Source organism: Pseudaestuariivita rosea (assembly GCF_017592335.1).
Lineage (GTDB): Bacteria > Pseudomonadota > Alphaproteobacteria > Rhodobacterales > Rhodobacteraceae > Parasulfitobacter > Parasulfitobacter rosea.
Genome location: NZ_JACNMP010000042.1, coordinates 1 through 24,915, shown reverse-complemented (window position 1 = coordinate 24,915; position 24,915 = coordinate 1). Strand labels below are relative to the sequence as shown.

Annotated in this window: 31 protein-coding genes and 1 tRNA gene; 18 read left to right on the top strand and 14 right to left on the bottom strand. The window is 57.2% G+C overall.

Annotated features, from left to right (window positions below; translation table 11 throughout):
- Positions 1–111: 111 nt before the first annotated feature.
- Positions 112–201, bottom strand: a tRNA-Ser gene (locus H7848_RS17815).
- A gap of 169 nt (positions 202–370) precedes the next feature.
- Between H7848_RS17815 and H7848_RS17810 the strand changes: the two genes are divergently transcribed.
- Complete coding sequence (locus H7848_RS17810; RefSeq protein WP_208354151.1) at positions 371–1,189, top strand: DUF2059 domain-containing protein; 819 nt, start codon at positions 371–373, stop codon at positions 1,187–1,189.
- Here H7848_RS17810 and H7848_RS17805 read toward each other — a convergent pair.
- Together H7848_RS17805 and H7848_RS17800 are read right to left on the bottom strand one after the other, a co-directional pair.
- Positions 1,186–1,722 (bottom strand): hypothetical protein, encoded by a 537-nt coding sequence (locus tag H7848_RS17805; RefSeq protein ID WP_208354150.1) that lies wholly within the window; start codon positions 1,720–1,722, stop codon positions 1,186–1,188. The two genes, H7848_RS17810 and H7848_RS17805, sit on opposite strands and share 4 nt — an antisense overlap.
- A gap of 53 nt (positions 1,723–1,775) precedes the next feature.
- Entirely contained in the window at positions 1,776–2,063 is a 288-nt protein-coding gene (locus tag H7848_RS17800; protein ID WP_208354149.1) for a hypothetical protein, read from the bottom strand.
- Between the two features lie 253 nt (positions 2,064–2,316).
- Between H7848_RS17800 and H7848_RS17795 the strand changes: the two genes are divergently transcribed.
- From H7848_RS17795 to H7848_RS17765, 7 genes are all read left to right on the top strand, one after another.
- Positions 2,317–3,054: a 50S ribosomal protein L21 gene (locus tag H7848_RS17795; RefSeq protein WP_208354148.1), complete on the top strand. Its 738-nt coding sequence runs from the start codon at positions 2,317–2,319 to the stop codon at positions 3,052–3,054.
- A gap of 6 nt (positions 3,055–3,060) precedes the next feature.
- Positions 3,061–3,330: a 50S ribosomal protein L27 gene (gene rpmA / locus H7848_RS17790; RefSeq protein WP_208354147.1), complete on the top strand. Its 270-nt coding sequence runs from the start codon at positions 3,061–3,063 to the stop codon at positions 3,328–3,330.
- Positions 3,331–3,417: 87 nt separating this feature from the next.
- A complete protein-coding gene (locus H7848_RS17785; RefSeq protein ID WP_208354146.1) occupies positions 3,418–3,951 on the top strand; it encodes a GNAT family N-acetyltransferase in 534 nt (177 codons plus the stop codon).
- Between the two features lie 14 nt (positions 3,952–3,965).
- The gene (locus H7848_RS20280; RefSeq protein WP_208354144.1) at positions 3,966–4,988 is read left to right on the top strand and encodes a GNAT family N-acetyltransferase; all 1,023 of its coding nucleotides are present in this window, start codon (positions 3,966–3,968) and stop codon (positions 4,986–4,988) included.
- Complete coding sequence (gene obgE, locus H7848_RS17775; protein WP_208354143.1) at positions 4,975–6,012, top strand: GTPase ObgE; 1,038 nt, start codon at positions 4,975–4,977, stop codon at positions 6,010–6,012. Before H7848_RS20280 ends, obgE begins: the two co-directional genes overlap by 14 nt.
- A complete protein-coding gene (gene proB, locus H7848_RS17770) occupies positions 6,000–7,106 on the top strand; it encodes a glutamate 5-kinase (RefSeq protein ID WP_208354141.1) in 1,107 nt (368 codons plus the stop codon). The genes obgE and proB overlap by 13 nt, the downstream gene beginning before the upstream one ends.
- Positions 7,103–8,368 (top strand): glutamate-5-semialdehyde dehydrogenase, encoded by a 1,266-nt coding sequence (locus tag H7848_RS17765; protein WP_208354140.1) that lies wholly within the window; start codon positions 7,103–7,105, stop codon positions 8,366–8,368. The genes proB and H7848_RS17765 overlap by 4 nt, the downstream gene beginning before the upstream one ends.
- Here H7848_RS17765 and H7848_RS17760 read toward each other — a convergent pair whose 3' ends face one another.
- Positions 8,369–8,668 carry an FtsB family cell division protein gene (locus tag H7848_RS17760; protein WP_208354139.1) on the bottom strand — a complete coding sequence of 100 codons (300 nt, stop codon included), beginning with the start codon at positions 8,666–8,668 and terminating at the stop codon, positions 8,369–8,371.
- Between the two features lie 213 nt (positions 8,669–8,881).
- Between H7848_RS17760 and H7848_RS17755 the strand changes: the two genes are divergently transcribed.
- On the top strand, positions 8,882–9,541 hold the full coding sequence (locus H7848_RS17755) for a hypothetical protein (protein WP_208354138.1): 660 nt from the start codon (positions 8,882–8,884) through the stop codon (positions 9,539–9,541).
- Here the strand turns inward: H7848_RS17755 and H7848_RS17750 are convergent.
- The 5 genes from H7848_RS17750 to H7848_RS17730 all read right to left on the bottom strand — a co-directional run bounded on the left by H7848_RS17750 (position 9,528) and on the right by H7848_RS17730 (position 12,400).
- A complete protein-coding gene (locus H7848_RS17750) occupies positions 9,528–10,166 on the bottom strand; it encodes a DUF1638 domain-containing protein (protein ID WP_208354154.1) in 639 nt (212 codons plus the stop codon). The genes H7848_RS17755 and H7848_RS17750 overlap by 14 nt on opposite strands.
- Before the next feature lie 2 nt (positions 10,167–10,168).
- Positions 10,169–10,504 (bottom strand): YbjQ family protein, encoded by a 336-nt coding sequence (locus tag H7848_RS17745; protein ID WP_237072834.1) that lies wholly within the window; start codon positions 10,502–10,504, stop codon positions 10,169–10,171.
- Positions 10,485–10,703 carry a hypothetical protein gene (locus H7848_RS17740; protein WP_208354137.1) on the bottom strand — a complete coding sequence of 73 codons (219 nt, stop codon included), beginning with the start codon at positions 10,701–10,703 and terminating at the stop codon, positions 10,485–10,487. The genes H7848_RS17745 and H7848_RS17740 overlap by 20 nt, the downstream gene beginning before the upstream one ends.
- 113 nt (positions 10,704–10,816) lie before the next feature.
- Positions 10,817–11,431, bottom strand: a complete 615-nt coding sequence (locus H7848_RS17735) for a pilus assembly protein N-terminal domain-containing protein (RefSeq protein WP_208354136.1) — start codon at positions 11,429–11,431, stop codon at positions 10,817–10,819.
- A 264-nt stretch (positions 11,432–11,695) separates the two neighbouring features.
- A complete protein-coding gene (locus tag H7848_RS17730) occupies positions 11,696–12,400 on the bottom strand; it encodes a corrinoid protein (protein WP_208354135.1) in 705 nt (234 codons plus the stop codon).
- Between the two features lie 130 nt (positions 12,401–12,530).
- Between H7848_RS17730 and H7848_RS17725 the strand changes: the two genes are divergently transcribed.
- A complete protein-coding gene (locus H7848_RS17725; RefSeq protein ID WP_419555524.1) occupies positions 12,531–13,637 on the top strand; it encodes a PA0069 family radical SAM protein in 1,107 nt (368 codons plus the stop codon).
- A gap of 141 nt (positions 13,638–13,778) precedes the next feature.
- Here the strand turns inward: H7848_RS17725 and bmt are convergent, their stop codons facing one another.
- From bmt to H7848_RS17705, 4 genes are all read right to left on the bottom strand, one after another.
- The gene (bmt, locus tag H7848_RS17720; protein WP_208354133.1) at positions 13,779–14,795 is read right to left on the bottom strand and encodes a betaine--homocysteine S-methyltransferase; all 1,017 of its coding nucleotides are present in this window, start codon (positions 14,793–14,795) and stop codon (positions 13,779–13,781) included.
- Between the two features lie 168 nt (positions 14,796–14,963).
- On the bottom strand, positions 14,964–15,302 hold the full coding sequence (locus tag H7848_RS17715) for a potassium channel family protein (RefSeq protein ID WP_208354131.1): 339 nt from the start codon (positions 15,300–15,302) through the stop codon (positions 14,964–14,966).
- A complete protein-coding gene (locus H7848_RS17710; protein WP_208354130.1) occupies positions 15,302–15,946 on the bottom strand; it encodes a DsbA family oxidoreductase in 645 nt (214 codons plus the stop codon). The genes H7848_RS17715 and H7848_RS17710 overlap by 1 nt, the downstream gene beginning before the upstream one ends.
- Positions 15,933–17,432: a class I adenylate-forming enzyme family protein gene (locus tag H7848_RS17705; protein ID WP_208354128.1), complete on the bottom strand. Its 1,500-nt coding sequence runs from the start codon at positions 17,430–17,432 to the stop codon at positions 15,933–15,935. Before H7848_RS17705 ends, H7848_RS17710 begins: the two co-directional genes overlap by 14 nt.
- 88 nt (positions 17,433–17,520) lie before the next feature.
- Here H7848_RS17705 and H7848_RS17700 point away from each other — a divergent pair, with 88 nt between their 5' ends.
- The 5 genes from H7848_RS17700 (at position 17,521) to tsaA (ending at position 20,342) form a co-directional block, all read left to right on the top strand.
- Complete coding sequence (locus tag H7848_RS17700) at positions 17,521–18,144, top strand: helix-turn-helix domain-containing protein (RefSeq protein WP_208354127.1); 624 nt, start codon at positions 17,521–17,523, stop codon at positions 18,142–18,144.
- Between the two features lie 175 nt (positions 18,145–18,319).
- On the top strand, positions 18,320–18,898 hold the full coding sequence (locus H7848_RS17695; RefSeq protein WP_208354125.1) for an HdeD family acid-resistance protein: 579 nt from the start codon (positions 18,320–18,322) through the stop codon (positions 18,896–18,898).
- 16 nt (positions 18,899–18,914) lie between these two features.
- Positions 18,915–19,052, top strand: coding sequence for a hypothetical protein (locus tag H7848_RS17690; RefSeq protein ID WP_208354124.1), 138 nt, complete (start codon positions 18,915–18,917; stop codon positions 19,050–19,052).
- A gap of 205 nt (positions 19,053–19,257) precedes the next feature.
- A complete protein-coding gene (locus H7848_RS17685; RefSeq protein ID WP_208354123.1) occupies positions 19,258–19,842 on the top strand; it encodes an HNH endonuclease in 585 nt (194 codons plus the stop codon).
- Positions 19,842–20,342, top strand: coding sequence for a tRNA (N6-threonylcarbamoyladenosine(37)-N6)-methyltransferase TrmO (gene tsaA, locus H7848_RS17680; protein ID WP_208354122.1), 501 nt, complete (start codon positions 19,842–19,844; stop codon positions 20,340–20,342). The genes H7848_RS17685 and tsaA overlap by 1 nt, the downstream gene beginning before the upstream one ends.
- A 155-nt stretch (positions 20,343–20,497) precedes the next feature.
- On the opposite strand, the gene H7848_RS17675 is transcribed toward tsaA, so the two are convergent.
- Entirely contained in the window at positions 20,498–20,794 is a 297-nt protein-coding gene (locus H7848_RS17675) for a DUF6476 family protein (RefSeq protein WP_208354121.1), read from the bottom strand.
- Here H7848_RS17675 and H7848_RS17670 point away from each other — a divergent pair.
- The 3 genes from H7848_RS17670 to H7848_RS17660 all read left to right on the top strand — a co-directional run bounded on the left by H7848_RS17670 (position 20,793) and on the right by H7848_RS17660 (position 24,722).
- Positions 20,793–21,815 (top strand): RluA family pseudouridine synthase, encoded by a 1,023-nt coding sequence (locus H7848_RS17670; protein WP_208354120.1) that lies wholly within the window; start codon positions 20,793–20,795, stop codon positions 21,813–21,815. The two genes, H7848_RS17675 and H7848_RS17670, sit on opposite strands and share 2 nt — an antisense overlap.
- A gap of 164 nt (positions 21,816–21,979) precedes the next feature.
- Positions 21,980–22,870, top strand: coding sequence for an RNA polymerase sigma factor RpoH (rpoH, locus tag H7848_RS17665; RefSeq protein ID WP_208354118.1), 891 nt, complete (start codon positions 21,980–21,982; stop codon positions 22,868–22,870).
- A 184-nt stretch (positions 22,871–23,054) separates the two neighbouring features.
- On the top strand, positions 23,055–24,722 hold the full coding sequence (locus tag H7848_RS17660; RefSeq protein WP_208354116.1) for a DUF1963 domain-containing protein: 1,668 nt from the start codon (positions 23,055–23,057) through the stop codon (positions 24,720–24,722).
- Positions 24,723–24,915: the final 193 nt, after the last annotated feature.

The following is a 24,915-nucleotide window of genomic DNA, read 5'->3' as shown; positions in this document are numbered from 1 at the left end:
GCCTGGTCTTCACTGAGCAAATTCCCTACGCCCGAAAATCAGGACTTCGAACACCAAAAACATCCATACCCTTCAAGGTGTTAGACGATATGAACAACACAAATTGTAAAATGGCGGAGAGACAGGGATTCGAACCCTGGGTCCCCGTAAAGGGACAACGGTTTTCGAGACCGCCCCGTTCGACCACTCCGGCACCTCTCCGCGAAGGGTCTGGAACGGTCGTTTACTTTGGCTGAAATCCATAGGCAACCGTTATTCAACGGCCAATTGGGGATTTTTTCGCTGAATTACGATTGTTTTAAGCTGTTTACTTGGAAAATGTGTGAATACTGCCTATCCCTTATATAACATAACTAATGAGGCCCGAATGATGTTCCGTTTTCTTGTTTGTGGTATTTTGATGCTGTTTCTGCCGATGACCGTTTTTGCGCAGAACCGGGTCGATCCCTTGGTCGAGTTGATGAAACTGGACGAAATCATCGCGATCATGCGCGAAGAGGGGCTGAGTTACGGCGACGATCTGGCCGAGGACATGTTCGCCGGGCCCGTTAGTTCGGGTTGGCCACAGACGGTCAGTGGCATTTATGATGCCGAGCGGATGCGCACGACGCTGATCAGCACCTTTGATACCGAGATGGAAGGTGTCGATCTGGCCCCGCTAGAGACATTTTTTGCCAGCGATCTGGGGCAGAAGATTATCCGGCTTGAGCTGTCGGCGCGTGAGGCTTTTCTGGAAGATGGTGTGGAAGAGGCCGCCAATGAAAGATTTCGGCAGTTGGATGAGGAAGACGATGCGCGTCTGGCACTGATCAAGGAATTTGCTCGTGCCAATGATCTGATCGATTCAAATGTCGTGGGCGCGATGAATTCAAATTACGCGTTTTTTGTGGGTCTTATCGACTCGGGCCAGACGCAGATGGGCATGACCGAGGATCAGATCCTGTCGGATGTCTGGCAGCAGGAACCCGAAATTCGCGCAAACACGACCGAATGGCTGTATTCCTATCAGTTGCTGGCTTATCAGCCGCTGAATGACGAGGAACTTCAGGCTTATCTTGACTTCAGTAGAACGGACGAAGCGCAAGCGATGAACCGGGCGTTATTTGCGGCATTCGATCTAATGTTCAAGGACATCTCACGCGCCTTGGGAATGTCGGTGGGGCAGTATATGGGTGGTCAGGAACTTTAGACGAAGGTCAGCCCGTGGGTTGTGATCATACTGGATATAATGATCGATATTGCGATGCAGATTGGTGCACCGCAGCCAACAGAAGTTTTCGACAATATTTTTCCGACAATTCCAAAAACTATCCCCGCAACGATGATGACCATAAGGCCGCCGATCAGGCCAAAGTCAAAGCCGGTCCATAGACCAAAGACAACTAACAGAAAGCCGCACCCTACCGGTAGGGCATTCAAACCGACCAGAACAAACACGCCCACAAAAATGGCACCTGCGGTCATCAGATCAGTCTGTGGGTTTAGGCCCGGATACCCGTAGATCGCGGCAAAACCGTAAAGCGCGAAGAGAGTTGCTATGATGATCCGCCTCACTTTCAGCGATATCAGGTTGTCGACGATTGCAATCAGGGCAACGATCAAAGCTAACAATACCGAAGCGGAAGCAAGTAGCGGAATATACTCAGCGGGAACGCTGTCGCGTGTGAAGTAGGCGGTAGCAACCAGAGCAGCGGCGATAATATAGGGTACAAAAGCAGTCATGTTGCTGCCGATAGACTTTTCCACACTTGGTGGTCAATCACGCCACTTTCAGTTCAAATGCCATGTACCATCAGGGCCACAACAAGGGCTTCGGCGTCTTCGGCGTAAAGGGATCGGTTTTCCTGCAGTTCGGCCAGCAGGTTTTCCTTTTCCGATGTCGGAATGCGGGCGATTTTCATGGCCTCAATCAGGGCAGGGCCGCCGCCTGCGATGATCTCTTCGATCAGATCGGCGTGGTTTTCCTGCACAAAGCTTTCGACACGATCCCGCTTGCGATAATAGTTCGCGTTTTCCACCGCGTTTGACACAGCATAGGCGGGCAGAAGCAGGACGTTTGGCACGTGACTTGCTTCTTTGGTACAGGACGACACCCCAAATGCCGCGATGACCAGTAAAATCCGAGCATTCATATAAAATACACAGCGTCTTTGGGCTTGACTTGCAAGTGTGTTGGTCACATAAGCCCAACTTCGGCGGGAAACCCCGCATGAATCGATCAATGACGCCCATCTGGGCGCGCTGTCTGTGGCGGATGATCCGTAAAACACCTTGGGAACAAGGGGCCAAAGGACGCGGAAGCAAAAGGAAAGACATATGTTTGCGGTTCTGAAAACCGGCGGCAAGCAATACAAGGTTTCCAGCGGGGATATCCTTCGTGTTGAGAAACTGGCCGCTGATGCAGGTGAAACTGTTCAATTCAACGAAATTCTGATGGTTGGCGGCACGGTCGGCACCCCCTTGGTTCAGGGTGCTGGTGTTCAGGCCGAAGTGATCGACCAGATCAAAGGTGACAAGGTCATCAATTTCGTCAAGCGGCGCCGTAAACACGGCTCAAAGCGCACAAAGGGACATCGCCAGCAACTGACGCTTGTTCGCGTGACGGATATTCTGGAAAAAGGCGCTGACAAGTCTGGCATTAAGGCGGCTATCGGTGCGGCATCGGTCGGTGCGATTGCGGCCGCTGCCCCTGCCAAGAAGCCCGCGAAAAAGGCTGAAAAGAAAGCTGAGCCAAAGAAAGCCGAAAAAACAGCCGAACCAAAGAAAGCAGCGCCCAAGAAAGCTGAAGCGGCGGCTGATGTGACCGGCACAAAGCCTGCGAACCTGTTGAAAGAGGCGCGCGATGGCAAGCCCGATGATCTGAAGAAGATTTCCGGCGTCGGACCCAAACTGGAAGGCCTGTTGCACGAAAACGGCGTTTTCCATTTTGATCAAATTGCAGCTTGGACACCGGAAGAGATTGCTTATATGGATGATCAACTATCGTTCAAAGGCCGCATCGAACGTGACGGATGGCTGGATCAGGCGTCTGAATTCGCGGCTGAGAAGGAGTAAGACGAGATGGCACATAAAAAAGCAGGCGGTTCATCGCGGAACGGTCGCGACTCAGCCGGTCGCCGGTTGGGTGTGAAGAAATTCGGCGGCGAAGCCGTTATTCCAGGCAACATCATCGTGCGCCAGCGCGGCACCAAATGGTGGCCGGGCCAGAACGTCGGTATGGGCAAAGATCATACAATCTTCGCCACCACCGAAGGCGCCGTGCAGTTCCACAAGGGGCTTAAAGGCCGCACCTTTATTTCGGTTCTCCCAGTGGCGGAGGCCGCTGAGTAAGCCGAAACCTTAAAAAAGATTGGTGGGGGATCGGCTGAAAAGCCGGTCCCTTTTCGTTTTCAAGTCGCTTTTCGAGGGAGGAAAGTCATGACTGTTGATTTGTTGGTTCAACCCGTCATTCAGGCGGAACGTTTGCAATTGCGTCCCGTGCGCCAGTCCGATCTTGGACTGCTTGAGATGTATGCAAGCGATAAACGCGTCGCTTGCATGACGACCAGCATTCCACATCCCCTTCCCCCCGGGGCGATCGAAGCGTTTATCAACCGCGCGGCTGATCCTGAACGCAACGAAGATATCTGGATTATGGACGGATCATCCTTTGGGTCGGCCGAGGTGCTGGGCGTCATCGGCCTGGAACGCATGGACCGTCAACAGTCGGAAATCAGCTATTGGGTCGCGCCCGCCTTCTGGAACACGGGCTTTGCGTCCGAGGCCTTGCAGGCCATCATTGATGCCAATCCGCAAGGCGTGAAGACGCTGTTCGGATCTGTCTTTCAGGACAACCCGGCCTCGGCCCGTGTGCTAACCCATTGCGGTTTCGAATATTTGGGTGATGCCGAAGCATTTTCGGTGGCCCGTAACGCCAAGGTCCCGACGTGGACTTATCTTAGACGGTTTTAGAAAGGGACTAAGCGGTGTCTGATAAAACCATTTTACGGACACCGCGGTTTACCCTTAGACCCCCGGTGTCCAGCGACGCGCAGTGGATCGCCCGCGAAATCGCGCGGCCCGAGGTGCAGCGCTATCTGCCCGGCGTACCGCATCCCTATACGCTGCAGGACGCACATGAGTTTATTGAACGGACGGCTGATCAACTAGGTGTTATTCAGGGCGACCGGCCAATGGGCGTAGTGACTGCCACCGAACATCTTGGCTATTGGTTAGCCAAGCCCTTCTGGGGCAGGGGCGTGATGGGCGAAGCGGCGAATGCTGTTGTCCATTGGTACTTTGCGAACGGCCATCAGGCTTTGAAGTCGGGATATTTGAAGGGCAATCAGGCCTCGTGCTCCATTCTGGAAAATCTAGGGTTCCGCAACACCCACAGCGCGTCCATGTTCAGCAAGTTTTATGACAAATACGTCCCCTCGCAAAAGATGCTGCTGACCCGCGCCGATTGGATGGCACGGCGGACCTTGCCCGAGCTGAAAACGCCGCGTTTGTCGCTGCGTCCGATGACGGCCCAAGACGCCCCCGCGCTGGCTGCCCTGGCCGGTGTGCCCGAAGTCGCGCGGATGATTTTCCGTGCCAAGGTGCCTTGGCCGGTCGAAGAAGTGCGTGATTTCATCGAAGAATGGCGCTGGCGGGATCAGCTTGGCTTTCGCCTGGGGGTCTATCGCAAGGACCAGTTGATCGGCTGTGTTGGTATCGGCAGGTGGGCTGAAACCTTCTATTTCTTCGACCGCGCACATTGGGGGCGGGGTTATGCCTATGAGGCGATGCAGATTTTCCTGACCGCCTGCTACGCCCGGTTCGATATCGATCACATCAGCGCAGATGTCTTTCACGACAACCCCGGATCCATGCGCGTTCTGGAAAAACTGGGCTTTGAAAAAACAGGTGAAGATATGGGAACATCCGCTGCACGGCTTGAGCCTGCGCCCGTTTCGCTCTATCGCCTGACACGGCATACATTTGAGGGGCGCCATGAAATTTCTTGATCTGACAAAGGTCTATATCCGCTCGGGCGCGGGCGGCAACGGCTGCATCAGTTTCCGGCGTGAGAAATATATTGAATACGGCGGTCCTGATGGCGGTGACGGCGGGCGCGGCGGTGATGTCGTGGCCGAAGCGGTCGAGGGGCTGAACACCTTGATCGACTTTCGTTATCAGCAGCATTTCTTTGCCAAGAACGGCGTGCCCGGTATGGGCAAACAGCGCACGGGCGCTGATGGGGCTGATATTGTGCTGAAAGTGCCTGTGGGTACCGAAATCCTGGACGAAGACGAAGAAACCGTGATTGCCGATCTGACCCAGGTCGGCCAACGCGTCATCTTGGCCAAGGGTGGCAATGGCGGCTTTGGCAATCTGCATTTCAAATCATCCACCAATCAGGCGCCGCGCCGCGCGAACCCCGGTCAGCCCGGTGTCGAACGCACGTTGTGGCTGCGGCTGAAACTGATTGCGGACGCCGGGTTGCTTGGGCTGCCGAACGCGGGCAAGTCGACTTTTCTGGCCGCTACATCAAATGCGCGCCCCAAGATTGCGGATTACCCCTTTACCACGTTGCACCCCAATCTGGGCGTTGTGGGGGTCGACAATGCAGAATTTGTGATGGCCGACATCCCCGGTCTGATCGCCGGTGCGCACGAAGGCCGCGGGATCGGTGACCGCTTTTTGGGCCACGTCGAACGCTGTTCGGTCCTGCTGCATCTGGTCGATGGCACGTCGCAGACGATTGCCGAGGATTACCAGACGATTATCGATGAACTTGAAGCCTATGGCGGGCATCTTGCTGAAAAGCCCCGTGTGACCGCGCTCAATAAGATCGACGCGTTGGATGATGAAGAACGGGCCGATGCCAGGGCTGGACTTGAGGCTGCTGTAGGCGGTCCGGTCATGATGCTGTCGGGTGTCAGCCGCGAAGGTCTGACCGAGGTGCTGCGCGCGGTGCGGTCGCAGATCGAAGACGACCGTCTGCGTCTGAAAACCGCAGGGACGGAACCTGAACCATGGCGTCCCTGACCGAAGCCCGCCGCGTTGTTTTGAAAATCGGATCGGCCTTGCTGGTCGACCGGACGTCCGGCGCATTGCGGTCGGACTGGCTGACAGCGCTGGCGCAGGATGTGGCCTGGCTGAAGGGGCAGGGGAAAGACGTGATCCTTGTGTCGTCAGGATCGATCGCCTTGGGTCGCGGCGTTCTGGGTCTGCCCCCCGCCGACCTGCCATTGGAACAATCCCAGGCCGCTGCCGCTGTGGGGCAGATCAGGCTGGCACGGGCGTATGAAGAGGCGCTGGCGCCCCACGATATCACCACCGCTCAGGTTTTGGTGACGCTGGAAGACAGCGCCGACCGTCGTCGCTATCTGAATTCCCGCGCGACGCTGGAACAGCTTTTGTCGCTTGGCGTCGTTCCTATTGTGAACGAAAACGATACCATCGCCACGGATGAAATCCGCTATGGCGACAACGACCGGCTGGCGGCCCAGGTCGCCGTGACGGTTGGCGCGGACCAGTTGATCCTGCTGTCGGATGTGGATGGGTTCTATGACGGCAATCCAGCTGATAACCCTGCGGCCAGGCGCTTTGACCGGATCGATACAATCACACCCGAGATTGAGGCCATGGCAGGGGATGCCGGGTCGGGGCTGTCCAAGGGCGGCATGAAGACCAAACTGATGGCGGCGCGCATGGCGACAGATGCCGGTTGCACCATGGCGATCACCTTGGGAACTGCGCATAACCCATTGCAAAAGCTGGAAAACGGCGCGGCGGCGACGTGGTTTGCGGCGCAGGATGATCCCCAGGTCGCGCGCAAACGCTGGATTGCGGCGATGAAGCCCAAGGGGCAGATCATGGTCGATCAGGGCGCCGTGCAGGCGCTGGAACGTGGCAAAAGCCTGCTGCCTGCGGGGGTCACGCAGATCACCGGCGCGTTCGGACGGGGCGATACGGTGGCCATCCACGGACCGGACGGCGCGCGGATCGGACAGGGGCTGATCCGCTATACCTCGGCCGAGGCCGAGATAATCAAGGGCTGCCAAAGCCGTGACATTGAGGCGATTTTGGGCTATCCCGGACGCGCTGCGCTGATCCACAGGGACGATATGGTGCTATGAAAGATATGGAAAACATCCCCGCACTGATGGCCGATATCGGCGCGCGGGCCAAGGCTGCTGCGGCGGATTTGGCCTTTGCCAGTGCCGAGCGCAAACATGCAGCTCTGATCGGTGCGGCCGAGGCCGTCTGGACCCGGCGGACCGAAATTATCGGGGCCAATGCCAAAGATATGGATTTTGGCCGCGAAAAAGGTCTGAGCGACGCGATGATGGACCGCCTGATGCTGGACGAGGACCGCATCCGCGGCATAGTCGACGGCCTGCGCACCATTGCCGAACAGAAAGACCCGGTGGGCGAGGTGATCACTGAATGGGATATGGCCAGCGGGCTGCATATCAAGCGGGTGCGCACGCCCCTTGGCGTGATCGGTGTGATCTATGAAAGCCGCCCGAATGTCACTGCAGATGCGGGCGCGCTGTGCCTGAAGGCCGGGAATGCGGTGATCCTGCGTGGCGGGTCGGAAAGTTTTCATTCCTCGGGCGTGATCCATGCCTGCCTGCAGGACGGCCTGCGCGCTGCGAACCTGCCCGAAGACGCTATCCAGCGCGTCCCCACCCGCGACCGCGAGGCCGTGGGCGAGATGCTGCGGATGACCGAGACCATCGATGTGATCGTCCCCCGCGGCGGCAAAGGGTTGGTGGGGCTGGTCCAGCGCGAAGCGCGTGTGCCCGTTTTCGCGCATCTGGAAGGCATCGTACACATCTATGTCGATGCCGCGGCTGATCCTGAAAAAGCGCTGAAGGTGATCCTGAACGCCAAAACCCGCCGCACGGGCATTTGTGGTTCGGCCGAATGCCTGCTGATCCACCGTGATGTGGTCGACACGATCGGTCAGGGCGTGATCCGCGCGCTGATTGACAAGGGGGTTGAGGTGCGGGGCGACAGCACTTTGATGGCCATGGAAGGCGTGGTTGAGGCGACCGAAGCCGATTGGGGCCACGAATACCTCGACATGAAGATCGCCGCGAAAACCGTTGATACTATTGAGGAAGCGCTTGAGCATATTCGCCACTACGGCTCACAGCATACAGACTGTATCTTGACCGAGGATGATGCAGCGGCCGAACTGTTTTTCACCCGTCTCGACAGCGCGATCCTGATGCGCAATGCGTCAACCCAGTTTGCGGATGGTGGTGAGTTCGGCATGGGCGCCGAAATCGGCATCGCCACCGGCAAGATGCACGCCCGCGGCCCCGTGGGTGCCGAGCAATTGACCAGCTTTAAGTATCTGGTCGAAGGCGACGGGACGGTGCGGGCCTAGTCAGCGGATAACAAGTTCATCCGCGCGCATCAGGCCCAGAACATTACGGGCCTGTTCGTCCAGCAGGTCAAGATCCAGAAAATCGTCGGACAGGCGGCGCGTTTTGTTTTCCATAATGCTAAGTTCGGCCTGCAATTCATCAAGCTGAGCTTGAAGCTGCGTGGCATCTGCCGTGATCTCGGCCCGGCGGAACAGGCCGTAATCGCCCTGCACGGCTGCAAAGGTGAAATACAGACCAAGCGCCAGAACAACGGCAAAATATGTAAAAACACCCCAAAACGGGCGACTGTTGTGTGTCATGGTCTGCTCTGCCTTTGGCATCTCTTGCCGGATGCGCCATCAAACTATCGCACAGGCGATTCGCCTTGTGAATCCCTAAAATGTTGTGTTGAACAAATGGGCGGTTATGGGCGACGTTTCGCGTCCGCGGCTGCGTGGTCGATCAAATTGTTGCCAGGCGTGACAATGCAGAAGATGCTGTTACCACGATGCGCGTTGAATGGTGATTGCTATATGAAAGCACTTTGGACCCTTTTTCTTTTTGTAGCGTCCACCGCTGCTGCGATGGCAGACACCAGCCGCTATACGATATCTGATGATTTTTTCGGGCTCAGCGACACACATATCTTTTTCCTGCGGGTTGCCGGACAGTATGCAGGGGCCGATGTCGGTGTGACGGATATCTTTCTGATTGCCAAAAATCGCAGTGACGGGCGCGATGAACAGATCTGGCCAGTCTACCGCGAATTTGCGCAGGCGGATGGAAATCTTCGTATTGAGGGTCTTGAGGGGGCGGTTGATCCATTCGAAAGGATGTTGGAACAGGGTGGGGCCCATATGCCGCAAAAGCCTACTGAGATTGACCGCCAAGCGTTGACGGACGGGGGGCTGGACGTGGCCGGGGGCCAGATCGCCCGGGAACCAGTTTATGCTGATATAGTGCACTCGCTGCAGTTGATGTCCGATGCGCTGCAGCCCTATGGTACTGTTGCGCCGTTTGATCCGATGGCCGCACTGGCGGGTATGCAAGAGGCTTTTGAACAGTTCGACGTCCTGTGTGAGCTGACAGGATTTGCTCAGGTCGCGCCGGACGAGGCGCTTGCCTACATCGAATGTCAGCCAACCAGTCAGCCGGGATCAATAGGATTTTATGCGATGATCAGGCCCCGGTAGACGTGCCGATCTGCGCCAGTTCGGTTTGCAGTTGCCCGTACCCGGTAAAGCGACGCTCAAACGTCAGTTCAAGTCTGTCTGCGCAGGCCTTTGCCTTATCTGTCAGGTCAGGATCATCCGTCTGCGCCTGATAGACCAGTTTTTCATAGTGACCAAAGTACATATCGCGCAACTCGGGGTGGCGATCCAGGCCCAGGGGTTTGATGACAAAGGCCTCGAATTGCCGCACAAGAAAGTCCGTCAGATAAAAGGCCGTCATTTCGTCGCGCGCCGCAAAGGTGTCGTTCCCTTCGAAGAAGGAATAACAATGCGGACCGGGTATCATCTGAACGCCCAACTCCCGGCACCGCTTTTCCAGCAGGCCACCGGTGCCGCAATCGGCGTAGACGACGAAAATCTGATCGTATTGCGACCTGTGACGCAGAACAGCATCAGACACAGCATCCGGAATGCGATCGGGATGATTGTGCAGAATGGCGGGCAGACAGGTCAGATCAAGGTGATCCCAAGCGTTGATCCGTTTCAGGGCCAGAATTTCATGGGCCAATGCACCGCAGGCAATCAACAGGACCGTGCCGGTCGCCCGTGCGTCCAGCCCGTCGTTTGTCAGAACGGTGTCGTTCAGGGTCACTTCAACCGGACCGCAGTGCCGTAAAACAGCACCTCTGATGCGCCCTGTTGAATGGTCGATGTCTCCATCCGGGCGGCAATAACGGCGTTCGCGCCCAATGCCATCGCCTCGTCCAGCATCCGGTCCAGCGCCTGTTCGCGCGCCCCACCCAGAAGGGCCGCGTATTCCTTGACCTCACCGCCCACGATATTGCGCAGCCCGGCGACGATATCTGACCCAAAGTGCTTGGCCCGCACGGTCGACCCGCGCACCAGACCAAAAACCTGCTCAATCTCACGCCCCGCGACGCCATCGCTCGTCACGACCAGAATATCACTTTTCGATACTGTCATAATGATCTTCCTCAGGATTTCCCAAACGATCTGAAACAATGCGCCAGCCGATGTAACTGACCAATCCGACGACCGGCAGAATGAACACCCCGATCAATGGCGTCTGGAACGAGGCAAAAAGCAACGTCATCAGCCACCCCGTGCCGATAATCCCCGCAATGACGCAGCCGATGATCAAAACCAGTTTGTCGAGTTTCATGGGCGTGGCCCCCTATTCTTGCTTGTGCATTCTAAACAGGTTCTTACTGCGACGGGCTGCTGCTGCGATATTGGTTAATAAGGACATCCAAGTGCACACAAAGTACAGTCTGACTATTCGGTGACTGTCACGGTTATTGCAGTATTGTCCGATGGATCATGGCGAACCAATGTCAGCGTGGTTGAACCTACCTGCTTACCATAGATATAGATTGACCTGTCAGAGATGCTAGATCCATCGATAACGGTAGAATTCGCTATGTCGAGCCCTTCGAATGGCTCTGTTGTTTCAATAACAATTGCACCGTTTTGATGCACATCTGTGCTGGATGTACCCGCGAATGAAACAGATATTGTTCTGGCGCGCGGCGTCGCTGGTGCCGGAACGGAATCTCGGATGATTGTATTTCCACCAACGGATACCTCAATTTGGCTGACGTTTGCTTGCCGGTCCAATAGTGTCAACGTTGTGCTGCCTTCGTTGACACCTGTCAGCTTTACCTCGGACGCGGACTTCATTTCCAGATTTGCAATACCTGGGTGGGCAATAACAGCTTCTAAAATGGCGGAATTGGATTTAACAACAACGTCACCTCCTAGCGCGACCGAAACTGGTCGTGAGACATCGCTGCGAAAGACCTTCAATTGTTCTGCGTTTGCGCTGACCGAAAAACAAAGACTTGTCAGGAAAACAAAGAAGATTTTGCGGATAATTGTGACGTTCTGCATGTTCATCCCATACCAAATTTTACTACTTTCAGGGTTGATTGGACAATTGCCCCCAACCATATTCCGGTGTCGTTAAATCAGTCTTAGCCGCCTTAGGTAACAGCTTACTTACAGCTGGTATTCTGGTAAAGCTTACTGTCTTGGGCGATCGTGAAAGTAGACTTTTCTGAAACAAGATCTACGCATTCGCTGAAGATGAGGTCGAACTGAGCAGAATGATATCTAAAAAATATACCCCCGAACATACGTCGGGGGTTAGTGCTGCTAGCCCGCCGCCAACTGGTTATGCTTCCGTGCCATAAACGTTTTCGCCGTCTCCACCGCAACGGCTGCGTCGCGGCAATAGGCATCGGCGCCGATGGCTTTGCCGAATTCCTCGTTCAGCGGTGCGCCCCCCACCAGAACGGTGTAGTCGTCGCGGATACCCTTTTCGACCAGCGTGTCGATCACGACCTTCATGTAAGGCATCGTCGTGGTCAGCAGGGCGGACATGCCCAGGATATCGGGTTGTTCTTTTTCCAGCGCCTCAAGATAAGCCTCGACAGCGTTGTTTATGCCCAGATCGACGACTTCAAAGCCCGCACCCTCCATCATCATGGACACAAGGTTCTTGCCGATGTCATGGATGTCGCCCTTGACCGTGCCGATCACCATCTTGCCCACACGCGGCGCGCCGGTTTCGACCAACAGCGGTTTCAGGATGGCCATACCGCCCTTCATCGCATTGGCGGCCAGCAGAACCTCGGGCACAAACAGGATACCGTCGCGGAAGTCATTACCCACGATCGTCATGCCGCCGACCAAAGCCTCGGTCAGAATGCGATAAGGTTGCCACCCGCGTTCCAGCAGGATGTTGACGCCTTCCTCGATCTCTTCTTTCAGACCATCATAAAGGTCGTCAAACATCTGTTGGACAAGTTCTTCGTCGTCCAGTTCAGACAGGATGATTTCATCATCTTCTTCAGACATATTTTTGCTCTCCGATCGCGCGCTTATCCACAGCTTTGTCCGATAAAGGTATATAGAACCTTTCTAATTGCGACAAAGGTCGTCTTTTCCACGACGTTGCGGCATCACAGGCTTGGCATTTGTTCCTGTTATGTTCTATATTCGCCCTATGTCGCAGTTTAATCCCCACAAATTGCCCGATGATCGCCGCCGCGGGCGTGCGGCGCTGACGAATGTCTCTGGCCGGTACGAGGTCGAGGCGCGCGAGGCCTTTGACGATGGTTGGGATATCAACGAAGATCTGCCACCCCTGCGTACCGAAGTTCGGCTGGAACAGGCCCGTACGATCATCACGCGTAATACATCGCCCGACATCGGCTTTGACCGGTCGATCAATCCCTATCGCGGGTGCGAACATGGCTGCATCTACTGCTTTGCGCGCCCCACGCATGCCTATCTGGGAATGTCGCCGGGGCTGGATTTCGAAACCAAGCTGATTGCGCGGCCAAATGCACCCGAGCTTCTGGAAAAGGAGCTTTCGGCCAAGCGTTACAGCCCTCGCACCATTGCAATTGGCACGAATACCGATCCCTATCAACCGATTGAGAAGGAACATAAAATCATGCGAGGCATTCTTGAGGTGTTGCGTGATTTCAAGCATCCGGTGGCGATTGTAACCAAGGGCGCGCTGATCGAACGCGACGCCGACATTCTGGGTGAGATGGGGCAGATGGGACTGGCCAAAGTGGGCATTTCCGTTACGACGCTGGATCGCAAACTGGCCCGCCTGATGGAACCGCGTGTGCCTGCGCCAGCCCGCCGTTTGGCGGCGATCCGTAGGCTGACCGATGCCGGATGTCCGGTGCGCATCATGGCCTCGCCGATGATCCCGGCGCTGACGGATCATGAACTGGAGGCCATCCTTCAGGCCGGGCGCGATGCGGGGGGCGTCAGTGCCAGCTGGATCATGCTGCGCCTGCCGCTTGAGGTCAGCCCGCTGTTTCGCGAATGGCTGGCCGAGCATTTTCCGGACCGTGCCGTGCGTGTCATGGGCCATATCCGTGAAATGCACGGCGGGCGCGACTACAGCGCGGAATGGGGCAAGCGGATGCGCGGGCAGGGGGCCTATGCCAACATCATCGCGCGACGGTTCCGCGTGGCGGTGGCGCGTCTGGGGCTTGAGACCGAAATGCCGTCTTTGCGCACCGATCTGTTTGCGCGTCCACCACGGCCGGGCGATCAGCTGTCGCTGTTTTGAATTTTTAAGAGCATGAGGGCAGCGACCGGTCCGAGGGTGGGCGAGAAGCGCCCGCCCTGTGGGGCGGGTCGGGCGCTGCCCGGTGGTGCCCACCGGGCTGGATATCCCAACCAATTCGAGCAAAACTCAAATCCTTAAACTTTAACCACGGGCCCTTCCACGGCGGGTTTTGCGGGCGGCGGGCGCATTGCCGTCTGTCCCGTCCGAGGCCGAGGAAAACCCGCCAAGGGCCTCGGTGATCTGATCCAGCGTCGGACGTGCACCTTTGGGCCGCGTCTCTAACGCCTCACGCATCTTTTCCAGATGCTCGGGCGTGGTGCCGCAGCACCCGCCGATGATCGTGGCGCCACAGTCGCGGGCCAGACAGGCGTAGTCGGCCATCAAATCAGGCGTACCGTCATAATGGATATGGCCGTCGACATATTTCGGAATGCCCGCATTGCCCTTGGCAATGATCGGGGTTTCGGGTCCGCGGGCGGCAAACCCCAGCACCGTGCGCAGCAGGTCCGAGGCCCCCACGCCGCAATTCGCCCCAAAGGCCAGCGGCGCATTGTCTATCTTACCCACAAGGTCAACCATACCCGAAGATGTCAGCCCCATCATTGTACGACCCGCAGTATCAAAGCTCATCGTGCCGCACCAGGGCATGTCGGCCAGGGCAAAGGCCTCGGCTGCGGCCCTGTATTCTTCGGCGGCTGAAATGGTTTCGACCCACAACACATCTGCGCCGCCCTCTTTCAGGCCCTCGGCCTGTTCGTGGAAAATCTCGACCGCGGCTGCATGGGTCAGACTGCCCATCGGCTCCATGATTTCGCCCGTTGGGCCGACGGAACCCGCAACGATCACGGGATGATCGGCGGTATCGGCGACCTCACGCCCGATCTCGGCGGACATGCGGCTGAGTTCGCGCGCACGTTTCTCGGCGCCGTGCAGTTTCAGGCGTGACGCATTACCCCCGAAAGAGTTCGTCAGAAACAGATCGCTGCCCGCGTCCACGGCCCCTTTATATAGCGCCTTGATCCGATCGGGGTGTTCTTCGTTCCACAACTCGGGCGCATCGCCCGAAGACAGGCCCATGTTGAAAAGATTGGTCCCCGTGGCCCCATCGGCCAAAAGCCAGTCACGGGTTTCCAGAAGGCGGGTCAGGGCGTTTGTCATGGGTCATGCTCGTTTGTTTTTGTGACAGATAGGGGCGATGCCTGCCCATAACGCGACTTGAGGCTTGTGTCATGCAATCATTTCACAGGCAAATTGATTATGATCATAATGATCTTGAGCTTTGGTGAAATTGTCGGTGAAAGAAACTTTTCTGTTTTGCCTGATAAGCTATTTCTGCGCGTCATCTTTGCGAAGGGGCCGACCCGATGCGTCCGAGCCGCTGCGTAGGATGCGGCGGGCCTCAGACCGTCGCCTGATCGTGAAGTGGCCGAACTGCTGGATGGCGACCGCAAAAATGCCGATGCCCACGAAAATCAGGATCGTTGTGCCGATCTTGCCGATGGCGGTGGAGGGCACAAGGCTGCCGTAGCCGACGGTCGACAGTGTGACGACAGTGAAAAAATAGGCGTCCAGAATGCTCCAGCCTTCGACCAGATGAAAAAAAACAGTGCCGATGACGATGATCGTCACCAGACTGCTGACAAGGGTCAGGGTAGGGTATTGCATCAGTTGTCTGCCGGGGCCTGTTGCAGGATTTCGGCGATGACCTTGCCCCAAAGTTCGGCAGATTGCGCGCCTGGCACTGCGTGTTGATTGGCTACGATGAACGTCGGGACCGAATTCACGCCCATCTCGCGGGAATGCGCGTCGCGGTCGCGGATGTCCTGTGTATCTGAGTCACTGGCCAGCAGTTTTTGTACGACGGCCGCATCCATGCCGTGGCTGTCGGCGATATCGGCCAGAACCTCGGCGTTGCCAATATCGCGTCCCTCTTCGAAATAGGCCTTGAACAGCGTGTGCACCACAGGGGTCTGCCGCCCCTCGATCCCGGCCCAGTGGATCAGGCGGTGGGCGTCCAAAGTGTTGGGTGTTTTCTGGATACCGCCCAGATCCAGGTTCAGCCCCACGGCTTCGGCGGCCTGTGCCACGGGGGCATAAGCTTTGACAGCACCGTCCTGGCCGCCGAATTTGCGTTCCAGATAGGTGCGCCTGTCCATCCCTTCCGCCGGCATGTCGGGGTTAAGCTGAAACGGGTGCCATTCAATGGTAAAAGGATGATCGGGCTGGGCTTCAAGCGCCTGAAACAGCTGCGTTTTCCCTATATAGCACCATGGGCAGATCGGATCGGATAGAATATCAAGTTTGACCATGGGTGTCCTCGTATCGTTGGCGCAGCTTGTGCCGCTGCAGTTTGTTGTTGGCATTCCGTGGCAGGGTTTCGGTGCGGATATAAAGGCGCGGCTGCTTGTAGCGTGCAAGCCTTTCTTCGGCATATGCGCTAAGCTGCGCCTGCGGCAGGTCGGTGTCAGCGGTGTAGAACAGCGCGATGACGGTGGTGTCAGCCTTAACCATGACCTCGGTCGCGGCGCAGTCGTGCAGGCCCGGAAAGGACTGCAGCGCGGCCTCGACCTCAAGCGGGGATACACGAAAACCGCCGGCATTCATCATGTCATCGCTGCGACCCAGATAAGTGACAGTGCCTTCGAGGGCCATGGTGGCCTGGTCTGTCGTAACAAACCAGTCGCCCGGGCCTGCGGTATCGTCAAGATAGTTCAGCATCAGACCAGGATCGCTGCGGGCAATGGCGATATGGCCGGGTTGGTCATTTGCTACGGGCTGACCATCTTCCAGGATCGCAATGCGGCGGCCCATTTGGGGGCGCAGGTGGGTCGGGTCATCGGGTGTCGACGAGATAAAGGTCGAACATTCCGACATGCCAAAGGCCTCGGCAATCGGGGTGCCGGTCGCATCGGTCCAGGCGGTGCGGGTCGCCTGAGGCAGTTTTTCACCCGCCGACAGCCCGTGGCGCAGTTTGGGAAAGTGCAGGTGTTTATCTGACCTAAGGATCTGGCGGTAAATCCCTGGTGTTGCGGCAAAAATCGTCACATCGTGTCGCTGAATGAGCAGGGGCAGGGCCATCGTCTTAACGCCATCGGCCGGGATCAGCGCGGTTGCACCGATGGTCCATGGGTCAAGCAGCCCGGTGCCAAGCGTATAGGTCCAGTTAAAGGCCCCTGCGTGCATCAGGCGGTCGGTATTGCGCAGGTGATACCAGTGGTCGAACATCATCCGGCGGGCCCAGATGGCGCGGTGGGCATGCACCACCCCTCGCGGCTGCTCCGTGGTGCCTGAGGTAAAGATGATATAGCCGGGCCGGTCGGGATCGCCCATGTCATAGGGTGCGGCCGGCAGGTCACGAAAGCCGCGCAGTTGATCCTGCGTCAGAACGGGTGCGTCATGATCCGGCAAGGCGATGCCGGGTGCGGCGACGATCAATGCGGGGTTTACGCTGTTTGTGATCCTGGTGATTTCAGGCGCGGTCAGTTGCGCCGAGGTCGGAACCGCGACCGCCCCAATGGCAATCGCCGCCAGGTAGCACACCGGAAAATCCACCGTATTGCCAAGCCGCATCAGAATGCGGTCGCCCGGTTTGATACCAGTCTGCAAAAGGCCCGTGGCCGTGCCCAGAACAGCGGCCTGCAGCCGCGCATAGCTCCAGCGTTCTGATCCGGTGGGGCCGATGATGGCAAGGGCGATCTTGTCGGGCGTATCGTCCGCCCGGGCCAGAACATAAGCCGCCAGATTGAACGGGCCAGGGCAGGGCGGCGGTGGCCCCTGATCAAAGATCGCGTGCATGACCGCCCTGTTATGCAGGGTGTGTGCCGAATGCAAGACAGGCCGAAAAAGGGCTGGCGCGTCGGGCGTGGCGTTGTAATAGGGGGGTATGAGCGAAAAAGACCCCAAAAGCCTGATCCGTATTGCCCGCGAAAATGGTGAGACCGTTCCGGTTGAGCCACTGGACCTGGGTGAGCGCGTGCGTGAGCTGCGCAAGGCGCGTGACTGGACGTTGGAACAGGCGGCCACGCAGGCCGGGCTGGCGCGGTCGACCCTGTCCAAGATCGAAAACGGGCAGATGTCGCCCACCTATGATGCATTGAAGAAATTGGCGGAGGGGCTGCAGATATCAGTCCCGCAGTTGTTCACGCCACCCGTGCGGGATCAGGTGAACGGGCGCATGGCGGTGACACACTCGGGCGAGGGTGCGCATCATGCGACGACGACCTATGAACATGAACTGCTGGCGACGTCGCTGACAAAGAAACAGATGCTGCCCTATCGCGCGCGCATCCGGGCGCGGCGGTTTGAGGAATTCGAAGGCTGGGTGCGCCATGATGGCGAGGAGTTCCTGTTTGTGCTGACGGGCGCAATCCGGCTTTATACGGAATTCTATGAACCGATTGAGATGCGGCGCGGCGACAGCGCCTATTACGACGCCACGATGGGGCATAATGTGATTTCGGTCAGTGATGAGGACGCGACGATCCTTTGGGTCACGTCTTTGGTGTGATGCTCTGATCCGGCGGAGCGCGCGTGCCCGCGCGCATTCTTTCTGGCACTTCGTGCGATTTTGGGGCTCTGCCCCAAGCCCCGGAGTATTTCGGGAACAATAATGGCCGTTGGAACCATTGGCGGTGCGAATGCGTTGTCGCGATAACGTTCCTTGTCTCAACAGGAGAGATACGATGGCGACCGCTGAACAATCAGAGTTCAATACATTGGTGTCCGAGCAAGAACGGAAAGAGTTGAGCGGGCCGCGTTGGGCATTCTTTGTCATTGGGGTCCTGTCACTTCTGACCGGCATTCTGGCGATATTCATGCCTTGGGTTGCGACGCTGTCGGTGACCATACTGTTGGGCGTTCTGCTGATTTTCCATGGCGCAATCACCGGGTTCAGCGCCTTCCAAAGCCGCAGCAATCGTCGGATGTTTGTTGAACTGCTTGTGGGGATTGTCTGGGCCGTTGCTGGTATTGCTTTGCTGGTGGCACCTTTGGCCGGGGCGATTTCGCTAACCATTCTGCTGGCGGCTTTTCTGGCCGTCTCTGGTGGTCTGCGTCTTTACTGGGCGATGACACATCGCGGCGAAACCGGCACAACCTGGCTGTTGATTGGCGGCGTGCTGTCCGTCTTGCTGGCGATCATCCTGTTTCTTGGCTTGCCCTTCAACGCGATCTGGGTGCCAGGCCTGATCCTGGGCATCGATCTTGTCTTCAACGGCGTGGCAATGCTGGCCTTCTGGCTGCATCTGCGTCGCGCATCTTAGTGAAAGGAGAATGCAAATGACCTCGCCAACTTCAATGCAAGCACGCGCCCATCGTCAGGGCAGCCCCAGCCTGTTCGTGATGATTGTGGTCGTGGCCGTCATCACGTTAGCCCTGATCGCAGGCACCTTAATCCTGACCGGTGCCGAGGGCTGAAAGCTGTCGTAGTTGCGGCTAAGTGCATAACTCTGTGGATATCTGTCACCTGACCGTTACGATTTCGTCTTATGTGATCTGCGACAAACACTGCATATTGCGGGGGTTGTCAGGCGCAAAACGCCATATATAGTCTGTAAGTGCTAGAGCGGGGCTCTCGCTCTGGTGTCGACAGGCAGACAGAGCGAGGATGGAGTCGAGCACCATGGACGGAGAATTCAGGACGAGTTTCGTTCGGGAACCACAAAACCTAAAACACTACCCGGCGCTGGTCTTGAATGCGGACTATCGCCCGCTGAGTTATTACCCGCTGTCACTGTGGCCCTGGCAAGAGGCTATTAAAGCTGCTTGGCTGGATCGCGTTGATATTGTTGCAGAATATGACGAAGTGGTCCGCAGCCCGTCCACAGTGATCCGAATACCATCGGTCGTGGTTCTGAAGGATTATGTCAGACCTCAGAAGCGCGTGGCCTTCACGCGCTTCAATCTTTTTTTGCGGGACGAATTTTCGTGCCAGTACTGCGGTGCCAAGGGCGATCTGACCTTTGATCACGTCGTGCCGCGGGCGCGGGGGGGAATCACCAGTTGGGAAAACGTCGTGGCCGCATGCTCCAAGTGTAATCTAAAGAAGGGGTCACGCAGCCTAAGGCAATGTGGGCTGAGCCTGCGCAAGCCACCGCGTCAGCCTGGTGCGGAAGAGCTGCGGAACATGGGCCGCAAATTCCCACCCAATTTTCTGCACGATAGCTGGGTCGATTTCCTGTACTGGGATGCCGAATTGCAGGCCTGATGTCAGTCGTGCGACAGACAGGATCGGTTGTCAGGCCGGGTGAAAAAACGGTTCAGATACCTGACGCGGCCGATGCAAAGCTGGTCTTTATCGGCACGATCCACACCCCTTGGACAGATCGCGCGATGTGCCCGCGGCAGGGGCGGCACGATGGGCCAGACTGCCGGATCGAGGTGTTCGAACCGTGGGCACCTGCGCTGAGCGGGCTAGGGGCCTATGACACTATCGAGGTTTTGTATTGGCTGGACCGGTCGCGGCGCGATCTGGTCACGCAGAACCCCAAGGGCGACGGTCAAAATTATTATGGCACGTTCGCCCTGCGGTCGCCGCAGCGGCCTAATCCGATTGGCACGTCTTTGGTGCGGCTGGTGGGTATATCGGGAAATATTCTGACTGTGCGGGGCCTGGATTGTCTGGATGGGACGCCTTTGATCGATCTGAAACCGGATCGTTGCGCATTTTCACCGAAAGCGCCGGATAAACCTGAAGCATTGCTCTGAAAATCTGAAACGCTCAATTCAACTAACCCGCCCGGTGGGCACCACCGGGCAGCGCCCGACCCGCCCCCCAGGGCGGGCGCTTTCAGCACCCACCCTGGGGCCGGTCGCTGCCCTCAGCGATCATGAAACACATTTCAGTTTTTTAGAACGATGCTCTAATTCGTGAGCTCAATCGTCTGTCGCAGCGCCCCGGTCGCCCGGTCAAAGATCAGGATCGTGTCGCCGTCTGTTACCACTGCATACCAGTCGCGTCCCTGGGTGAAGGCCGCGGCGGTTTCGCCGGACGGCAGCATGATCTGATCGGGCAGGGGCGCGGGCCGCGATGAGAAACGGATGACAAACATCGCGGTGATGATTACAACGCCCGCAATCATCACAGCCGTCAACACAGTCACAAGGCGGCGCAACATCTTCAGGTTTTGGGGTTCGTCCTGCAGTGGAGCCTTTTCCATGTCATCCTCGCTGACGTTTACAATTGCGGCTGATCCGCCCGCGCGCCTTGATAAGGCGCTGGCGCGCGATGTGCCAGAGGCCTCATCGCTCAGCCGGTCGCGCCTGGTGCGTTTGCTGGCCGAGGGGCATGTGCAGGTCAACGGTCTGCCTGTGACCGATGCCAAGACCCGCGTGACCGAGGGGGCTGAAATCACCGTGATCTTGCCCGATGCCGAGGAAACCCATATCGGGCCCGAGGATATTCCGCTGGATGTCGTCTATGAGGACACTGATCTGATTGTGGTCAACAAACCCGCCGGAATGGTCGTGCACCCCGCGCCGGGCTCGCCCAATGGCACGCTGGTCAATGCGCTGCTGCACCATTGCCGGGACAGTCTGTCGGGCATCGGTGGGGAAAGGCGGCCCGGAATTGTGCATCGGATCGACAAGGATACCACAGGCCTGCTGGTTGTGGCGAAATCCGATGCAGCGCACCACGGTTTGGCCGCCCAGTTTGAGGCTCATACGGTCAACCGCGTCTACAAAGCGCTGGTCTACGGTGTGCCCGATGCCAATGATCCCCGGTTGCGCGGTGTGCGTGGCACCAGTTTTGAGGCCGGGAATATCCTGAAACTGACAACCCATCTGGCGCGGCACAAGACCGACCGTCAGCGTCAGGCGGTGCTTTTCAGCGGCGGCCGTCATGCGGTCACGCGGGCGCGGGTGGTCGAAACCTTTGGCCAGCCCGCAGTTTTGTCGCTCCTGGACTGCTGGCTGGAAACCGGACGCACCCATCAGATCCGCGTGCATATGGCACATGCGGGGCATGGGTTGGTGGGCGATCCCGTCTACGGTGGGAAACGCAAGCTGAACCAAAAAGCGCTTTCAGATCAGGCCATTGCAGCGGTTCAGGGTTTTTCGCGGCAGGCGCTACATGCCGAAACACTGGGGTTTCGCCATCCGATCACCAGCGAACAGATGGAATTTCAGGCGCACCTTCCTGACGATTTCTTCACAGTTTTGCGCACATTACGTGCGTGAAATAACTGACACCTGTGCGTGAGCACACTGAAACAGCTATGGTTTCTGCTCGCATGCAAGCTTACCTAGGCGTTAACGTTATTTCACGGATAGGCTTGAAAATGATGTTAGCGCTACTTACATCCATGTTAATCCCGTGAACATTGGGAAAGGGACATGTATAAATGAGCAATTATTCAAATCTGCCGGCACCATCCCCTGAACAGGGGCTGAACCGTTATCTGCAGGAAATCCGCAAGTTTCCGATGCTGGAACCGGAAGAGGAATACATGCTGGCCAAACGGTGGGTCGAAGATGAGGATACCGGCGCCGCCCATAAAATGGTGACCTCTCACCTGCGGCTGGCTGCCAAGATCGCTATGGGCTATCGCGGCTATGGGCTGCCCCAGTCCGAAGTGATATCTGAGGCCAACGTGGGGCTGATGCAGGCCGTCAAACGCTTTGACCCCGAAAAGGGCTTCCGCTTAGCGACCTATGCCATGTGGTGGATCCGGGCCTCGATCCAGGAATACATTCTGCGGTCCTGGTCATTGGTGAAGCTGGGTACAACCTCGGCCCAGAAGAAGCTGTTCTTTAACCTGCGCAAGGCCAAAGCCAAGATCGGTGCATTGGAAGACGGTGATCTGCGCCCCGAAAACGTGGCCAAGATTGCCAAGGATCTGAATGTGACCGAAGCTGAGGTCGTGTCGATGAACCGTCGGTTGTCCGGCGGTGATGCGTCGCTGAACGCCATGGTGGGCAGCGATGGTGAAAGCGCGACCCAATGGCAGGACTGGCTGGAAGACGAAGATGCCGATCAGGCTGGCGATTACGCTGAACGCGATGAACTGGAAACGCGCCGCGCCCTGCTGGCCGATGCAATGTCTGTTCTGAACGACCGTGAACGCGATATTCTGACCCAACGTCGTCTTCAGGATGAAGTCGTCACACTGGAAGAATTGTCGACTCAGTACGATGTCAGCCGCGAACGTATCCGCCAGATTGAGGTGCGCGCATTTGAAAAGTTGCAGAAGAAAATGCGCGAACTTGCAGCCAACAAGGGTATCGCTGCATAGGTACAACGATCAAAAGTTGTGCCTTTTCCGACAATTATGACATTTTCAACACCTTTGGCCCCGCCTTAGGTGTTGAAAAATGATTAAGAAACACGCACACTCAGCGCTTATTGGCATGTTTTGGTCATAATGCTTCCACAATGCCGCGTTTATTCAGCGGTGTAAGACACTCATGAGGTATCTTATGACCCAAAGCACGGAGTTAGGTGTGTTTAAGGCTGTTTTGGGCGATCTATCGCTGTTGATGAACAATCCGAATGCGGCTGTCGCGCTTGGTGTCTCTGGTGCTGTCTTTGCGATCGTTATGGCGACGATTTTCAAACGCTCGAAGCCGCCCCAGCCCGCGAACGGGTTTGCTGAACGCCCAGAGGTCGCGCATCGCAGCGGCGCACAGCCCACCCGTGCGATGCCCAGCGTCTTGACCTATGATGCCAGCGGCACTGCGGTTTCACTTGATGATGTAAAGACCGCCGCACGCGAACCCGCGCCGATCCGCATTCACCGCGGCGAAGACCAATGGCCCGAACCGACCCCCGAAGAGGTCGAGGCGTTCTTTGAAGAAAACGCCGTGTCCGGCATTTATCTGTTGCGGCAATGGCCTGACGGTCCGATGTCGAAAACCAGCTATCTGGGCGGGCGTCCCACGCTGCCGCCCAATATCTCATGGCCGCGCAACCGTCGCACAGGGTTACCCTTGCATTTTCTGGCTCAGATCAACTGTGCCGAACTACCTGAATTGTTTGATGGCCCCGAACTGCCCGAAAAGGGCACGCTTTTTTTCTTCGCCGATATCTCGGAACAGATGCGGTGGAAAGACAACTACGGTCGTCAGGATGACACACGCGTCCTTTACACAGGCGAAGATGTCACTGATTTGCCTGAAACCGAATTCCCCTCAGATCTGCCCGATATCGGCCATGAAGAAGGCCGCGCAGATGGCGGGTTCGGTGAGCCGGGGCGCAAGTCCTTTGTGAAATGGCCGGTTGAGGGCCGCATCGTCGATACGATTCCCTGGGACTGGTCACGGTCACGCGATCAGGTGTCGCCCAAGCTGGTCGAACACGCCCGCGAACTGGCCAATCGTGAAATAGTCGCCCTGATCCCGGATGCGCCCGAAGCACCGGGTGCCAAAGAGCTGGTCAAGGTCATCAAGGCCGAAAGCCGCGAAACCATCGCCGGTTATTCCACCGACGAACAGATTGATTTTCTACCCGACGGTCTGGGCGGGCGCTTCCCCTACAGCGGGATGGCCGCGCAAATCGTTCTGAAAACCTTCCTGTCCGAGGCCGAGGCGCGCTATGAAAGCCTGATCCTGCGGCGCGACAGCTATTCCCGCGGCAAAAACCGCGGCAAGGTACCTGAATTGGCCTATCTGGAAGGTTACATGCCCACAACGCGCGGGCTGATCAACGCGCTGAATGCAATCGAACCCTATGAACCCCTGACTGCCAACCTGTCCGAGGCCTTTGACCTTTGGCTGAAAGTCGAAGTACAAAGTGGTTTCGTCGACGCCTGGACCATGGTCGAACGCCTTCACATCGCGTTACGTCATATCGCACGGCTTGCCATCAGCGATGAAGATCTGCGCGCGACATTGCCCGACGGCTTTATGGATCAGTTCCGCCGTGACCTGCAGCCGTCGCCCAATGACGCAGAACATATGGTTGGTGGCCCGAAATCCTTCAAAGGTGCGCCGACCAATGGCGAAGGCGTCAAACTGCTGCAACTCGACAGCGACTATGCCCTGGACTTCATGTTTGGCGAATACGGCATCGCGGATTTCTGGATCGAGGAAGAAGACCTGGAAGCGCTCCGCTTTGAAAACGCCTACGGCGCAACGTCAGTCCAATAAATTTCGACCCCGACATTATTGTTCGAAAAATACTTCGGGGGCAGCACCCAAAGGGTGCTAGAGCAAGATGAGATCAGGTTGAAGCGTATCCTGAGTTGACAAGGTAATTCGCACATTCCTGCGGGGTGAAGCGGTCGAGCAGCTTACCGATCCTGCGCCATGTTGCCTCTATCGTGCGTTCGGCGGCGTCTCG

Coding starts and splice junctions, on each gene's coding strand:
- H7848_RS17810 (WP_208354151.1), top strand. CDS start 371: ATGTTCCGTTTTCTTGTTTGTGGTATTTTGATGCTGTTTCTGCCGATG.
- H7848_RS17805 (WP_208354150.1), bottom strand. CDS start 1,722: ATGACTGCTTTTGTACCCTATATTATCGCCGCTGCTCTGGTTGCTACC.
- H7848_RS17795 (WP_208354148.1), top strand. CDS start 2,317: ATGTTTGCGGTTCTGAAAACCGGCGGCAAGCAATACAAGGTTTCCAGC.
- rpmA (WP_208354147.1), top strand. CDS start 3,061: ATGGCACATAAAAAAGCAGGCGGTTCATCGCGGAACGGTCGCGACTCA.
- H7848_RS17785 (WP_208354146.1), top strand. CDS start 3,418: ATGACTGTTGATTTGTTGGTTCAACCCGTCATTCAGGCGGAACGTTTG.
- obgE (WP_208354143.1), top strand. CDS start 4,975: ATGAAATTTCTTGATCTGACAAAGGTCTATATCCGCTCGGGCGCGGGC.
- proB (WP_208354141.1), top strand. CDS start 6,000: ATGGCGTCCCTGACCGAAGCCCGCCGCGTTGTTTTGAAAATCGGATCG.
- H7848_RS17765 (WP_208354140.1), top strand. CDS start 7,103: ATGAAAGATATGGAAAACATCCCCGCACTGATGGCCGATATCGGCGCG.
- H7848_RS17760 (WP_208354139.1), bottom strand. CDS start 8,668: ATGACACACAACAGTCGCCCGTTTTGGGGTGTTTTTACATATTTTGCC.
- H7848_RS17755 (WP_208354138.1), top strand. CDS start 8,882: ATGAAAGCACTTTGGACCCTTTTTCTTTTTGTAGCGTCCACCGCTGCT.
- H7848_RS17745 (WP_237072834.1), bottom strand. CDS start 10,504: ATGACAGTATCGAAAAGTGATATTCTGGTCGTGACGAGCGATGGCGTC.
- H7848_RS17740 (WP_208354137.1), bottom strand. CDS start 10,703: ATGAAACTCGACAAACTGGTTTTGATCATCGGCTGCGTCATTGCGGGG.
- H7848_RS17735 (WP_208354136.1), bottom strand. CDS start 11,431: ATGCAGAACGTCACAATTATCCGCAAAATCTTCTTTGTTTTCCTGACA.
- H7848_RS17730 (WP_208354135.1), bottom strand. CDS start 12,400: ATGTCTGAAGAAGATGATGAAATCATCCTGTCTGAACTGGACGACGAA.
- H7848_RS17725 (WP_419555524.1), top strand. CDS start 12,531: ATGTTCTATATTCGCCCTATGTCGCAGTTTAATCCCCACAAATTGCCC.
- bmt (WP_208354133.1), bottom strand. CDS start 14,795: ATGACAAACGCCCTGACCCGCCTTCTGGAAACCCGTGACTGGCTTTTG.
- H7848_RS17715 (WP_208354131.1), bottom strand. CDS start 15,302: ATGCAATACCCTACCCTGACCCTTGTCAGCAGTCTGGTGACGATCATC.
- H7848_RS17710 (WP_208354130.1), bottom strand. CDS start 15,946: ATGGTCAAACTTGATATTCTATCCGATCCGATCTGCCCATGGTGCTAT.
- H7848_RS17705 (WP_208354128.1), bottom strand. CDS start 17,432: ATGCACGCGATCTTTGATCAGGGGCCACCGCCGCCCTGCCCTGGCCCG.
- H7848_RS17700 (WP_208354127.1), top strand. CDS start 17,521: ATGAGCGAAAAAGACCCCAAAAGCCTGATCCGTATTGCCCGCGAAAAT.
- H7848_RS17695 (WP_208354125.1), top strand. CDS start 18,320: ATGGCGACCGCTGAACAATCAGAGTTCAATACATTGGTGTCCGAGCAA.
- H7848_RS17690 (WP_208354124.1), top strand. CDS start 18,915: ATGACCTCGCCAACTTCAATGCAAGCACGCGCCCATCGTCAGGGCAGC.
- H7848_RS17685 (WP_208354123.1), top strand. CDS start 19,258: ATGGACGGAGAATTCAGGACGAGTTTCGTTCGGGAACCACAAAACCTA.
- tsaA (WP_208354122.1), top strand. CDS start 19,842: ATGTCAGTCGTGCGACAGACAGGATCGGTTGTCAGGCCGGGTGAAAAA.
- H7848_RS17670 (WP_208354120.1), top strand. CDS start 20,793: ATGTCATCCTCGCTGACGTTTACAATTGCGGCTGATCCGCCCGCGCGC.
- H7848_RS17675 (WP_208354121.1), bottom strand. CDS start 20,794: ATGGAAAAGGCTCCACTGCAGGACGAACCCCAAAACCTGAAGATGTTG.
- rpoH (WP_208354118.1), top strand. CDS start 21,980: ATGAGCAATTATTCAAATCTGCCGGCACCATCCCCTGAACAGGGGCTG.
- H7848_RS17660 (WP_208354116.1), top strand. CDS start 23,055: ATGACCCAAAGCACGGAGTTAGGTGTGTTTAAGGCTGTTTTGGGCGAT.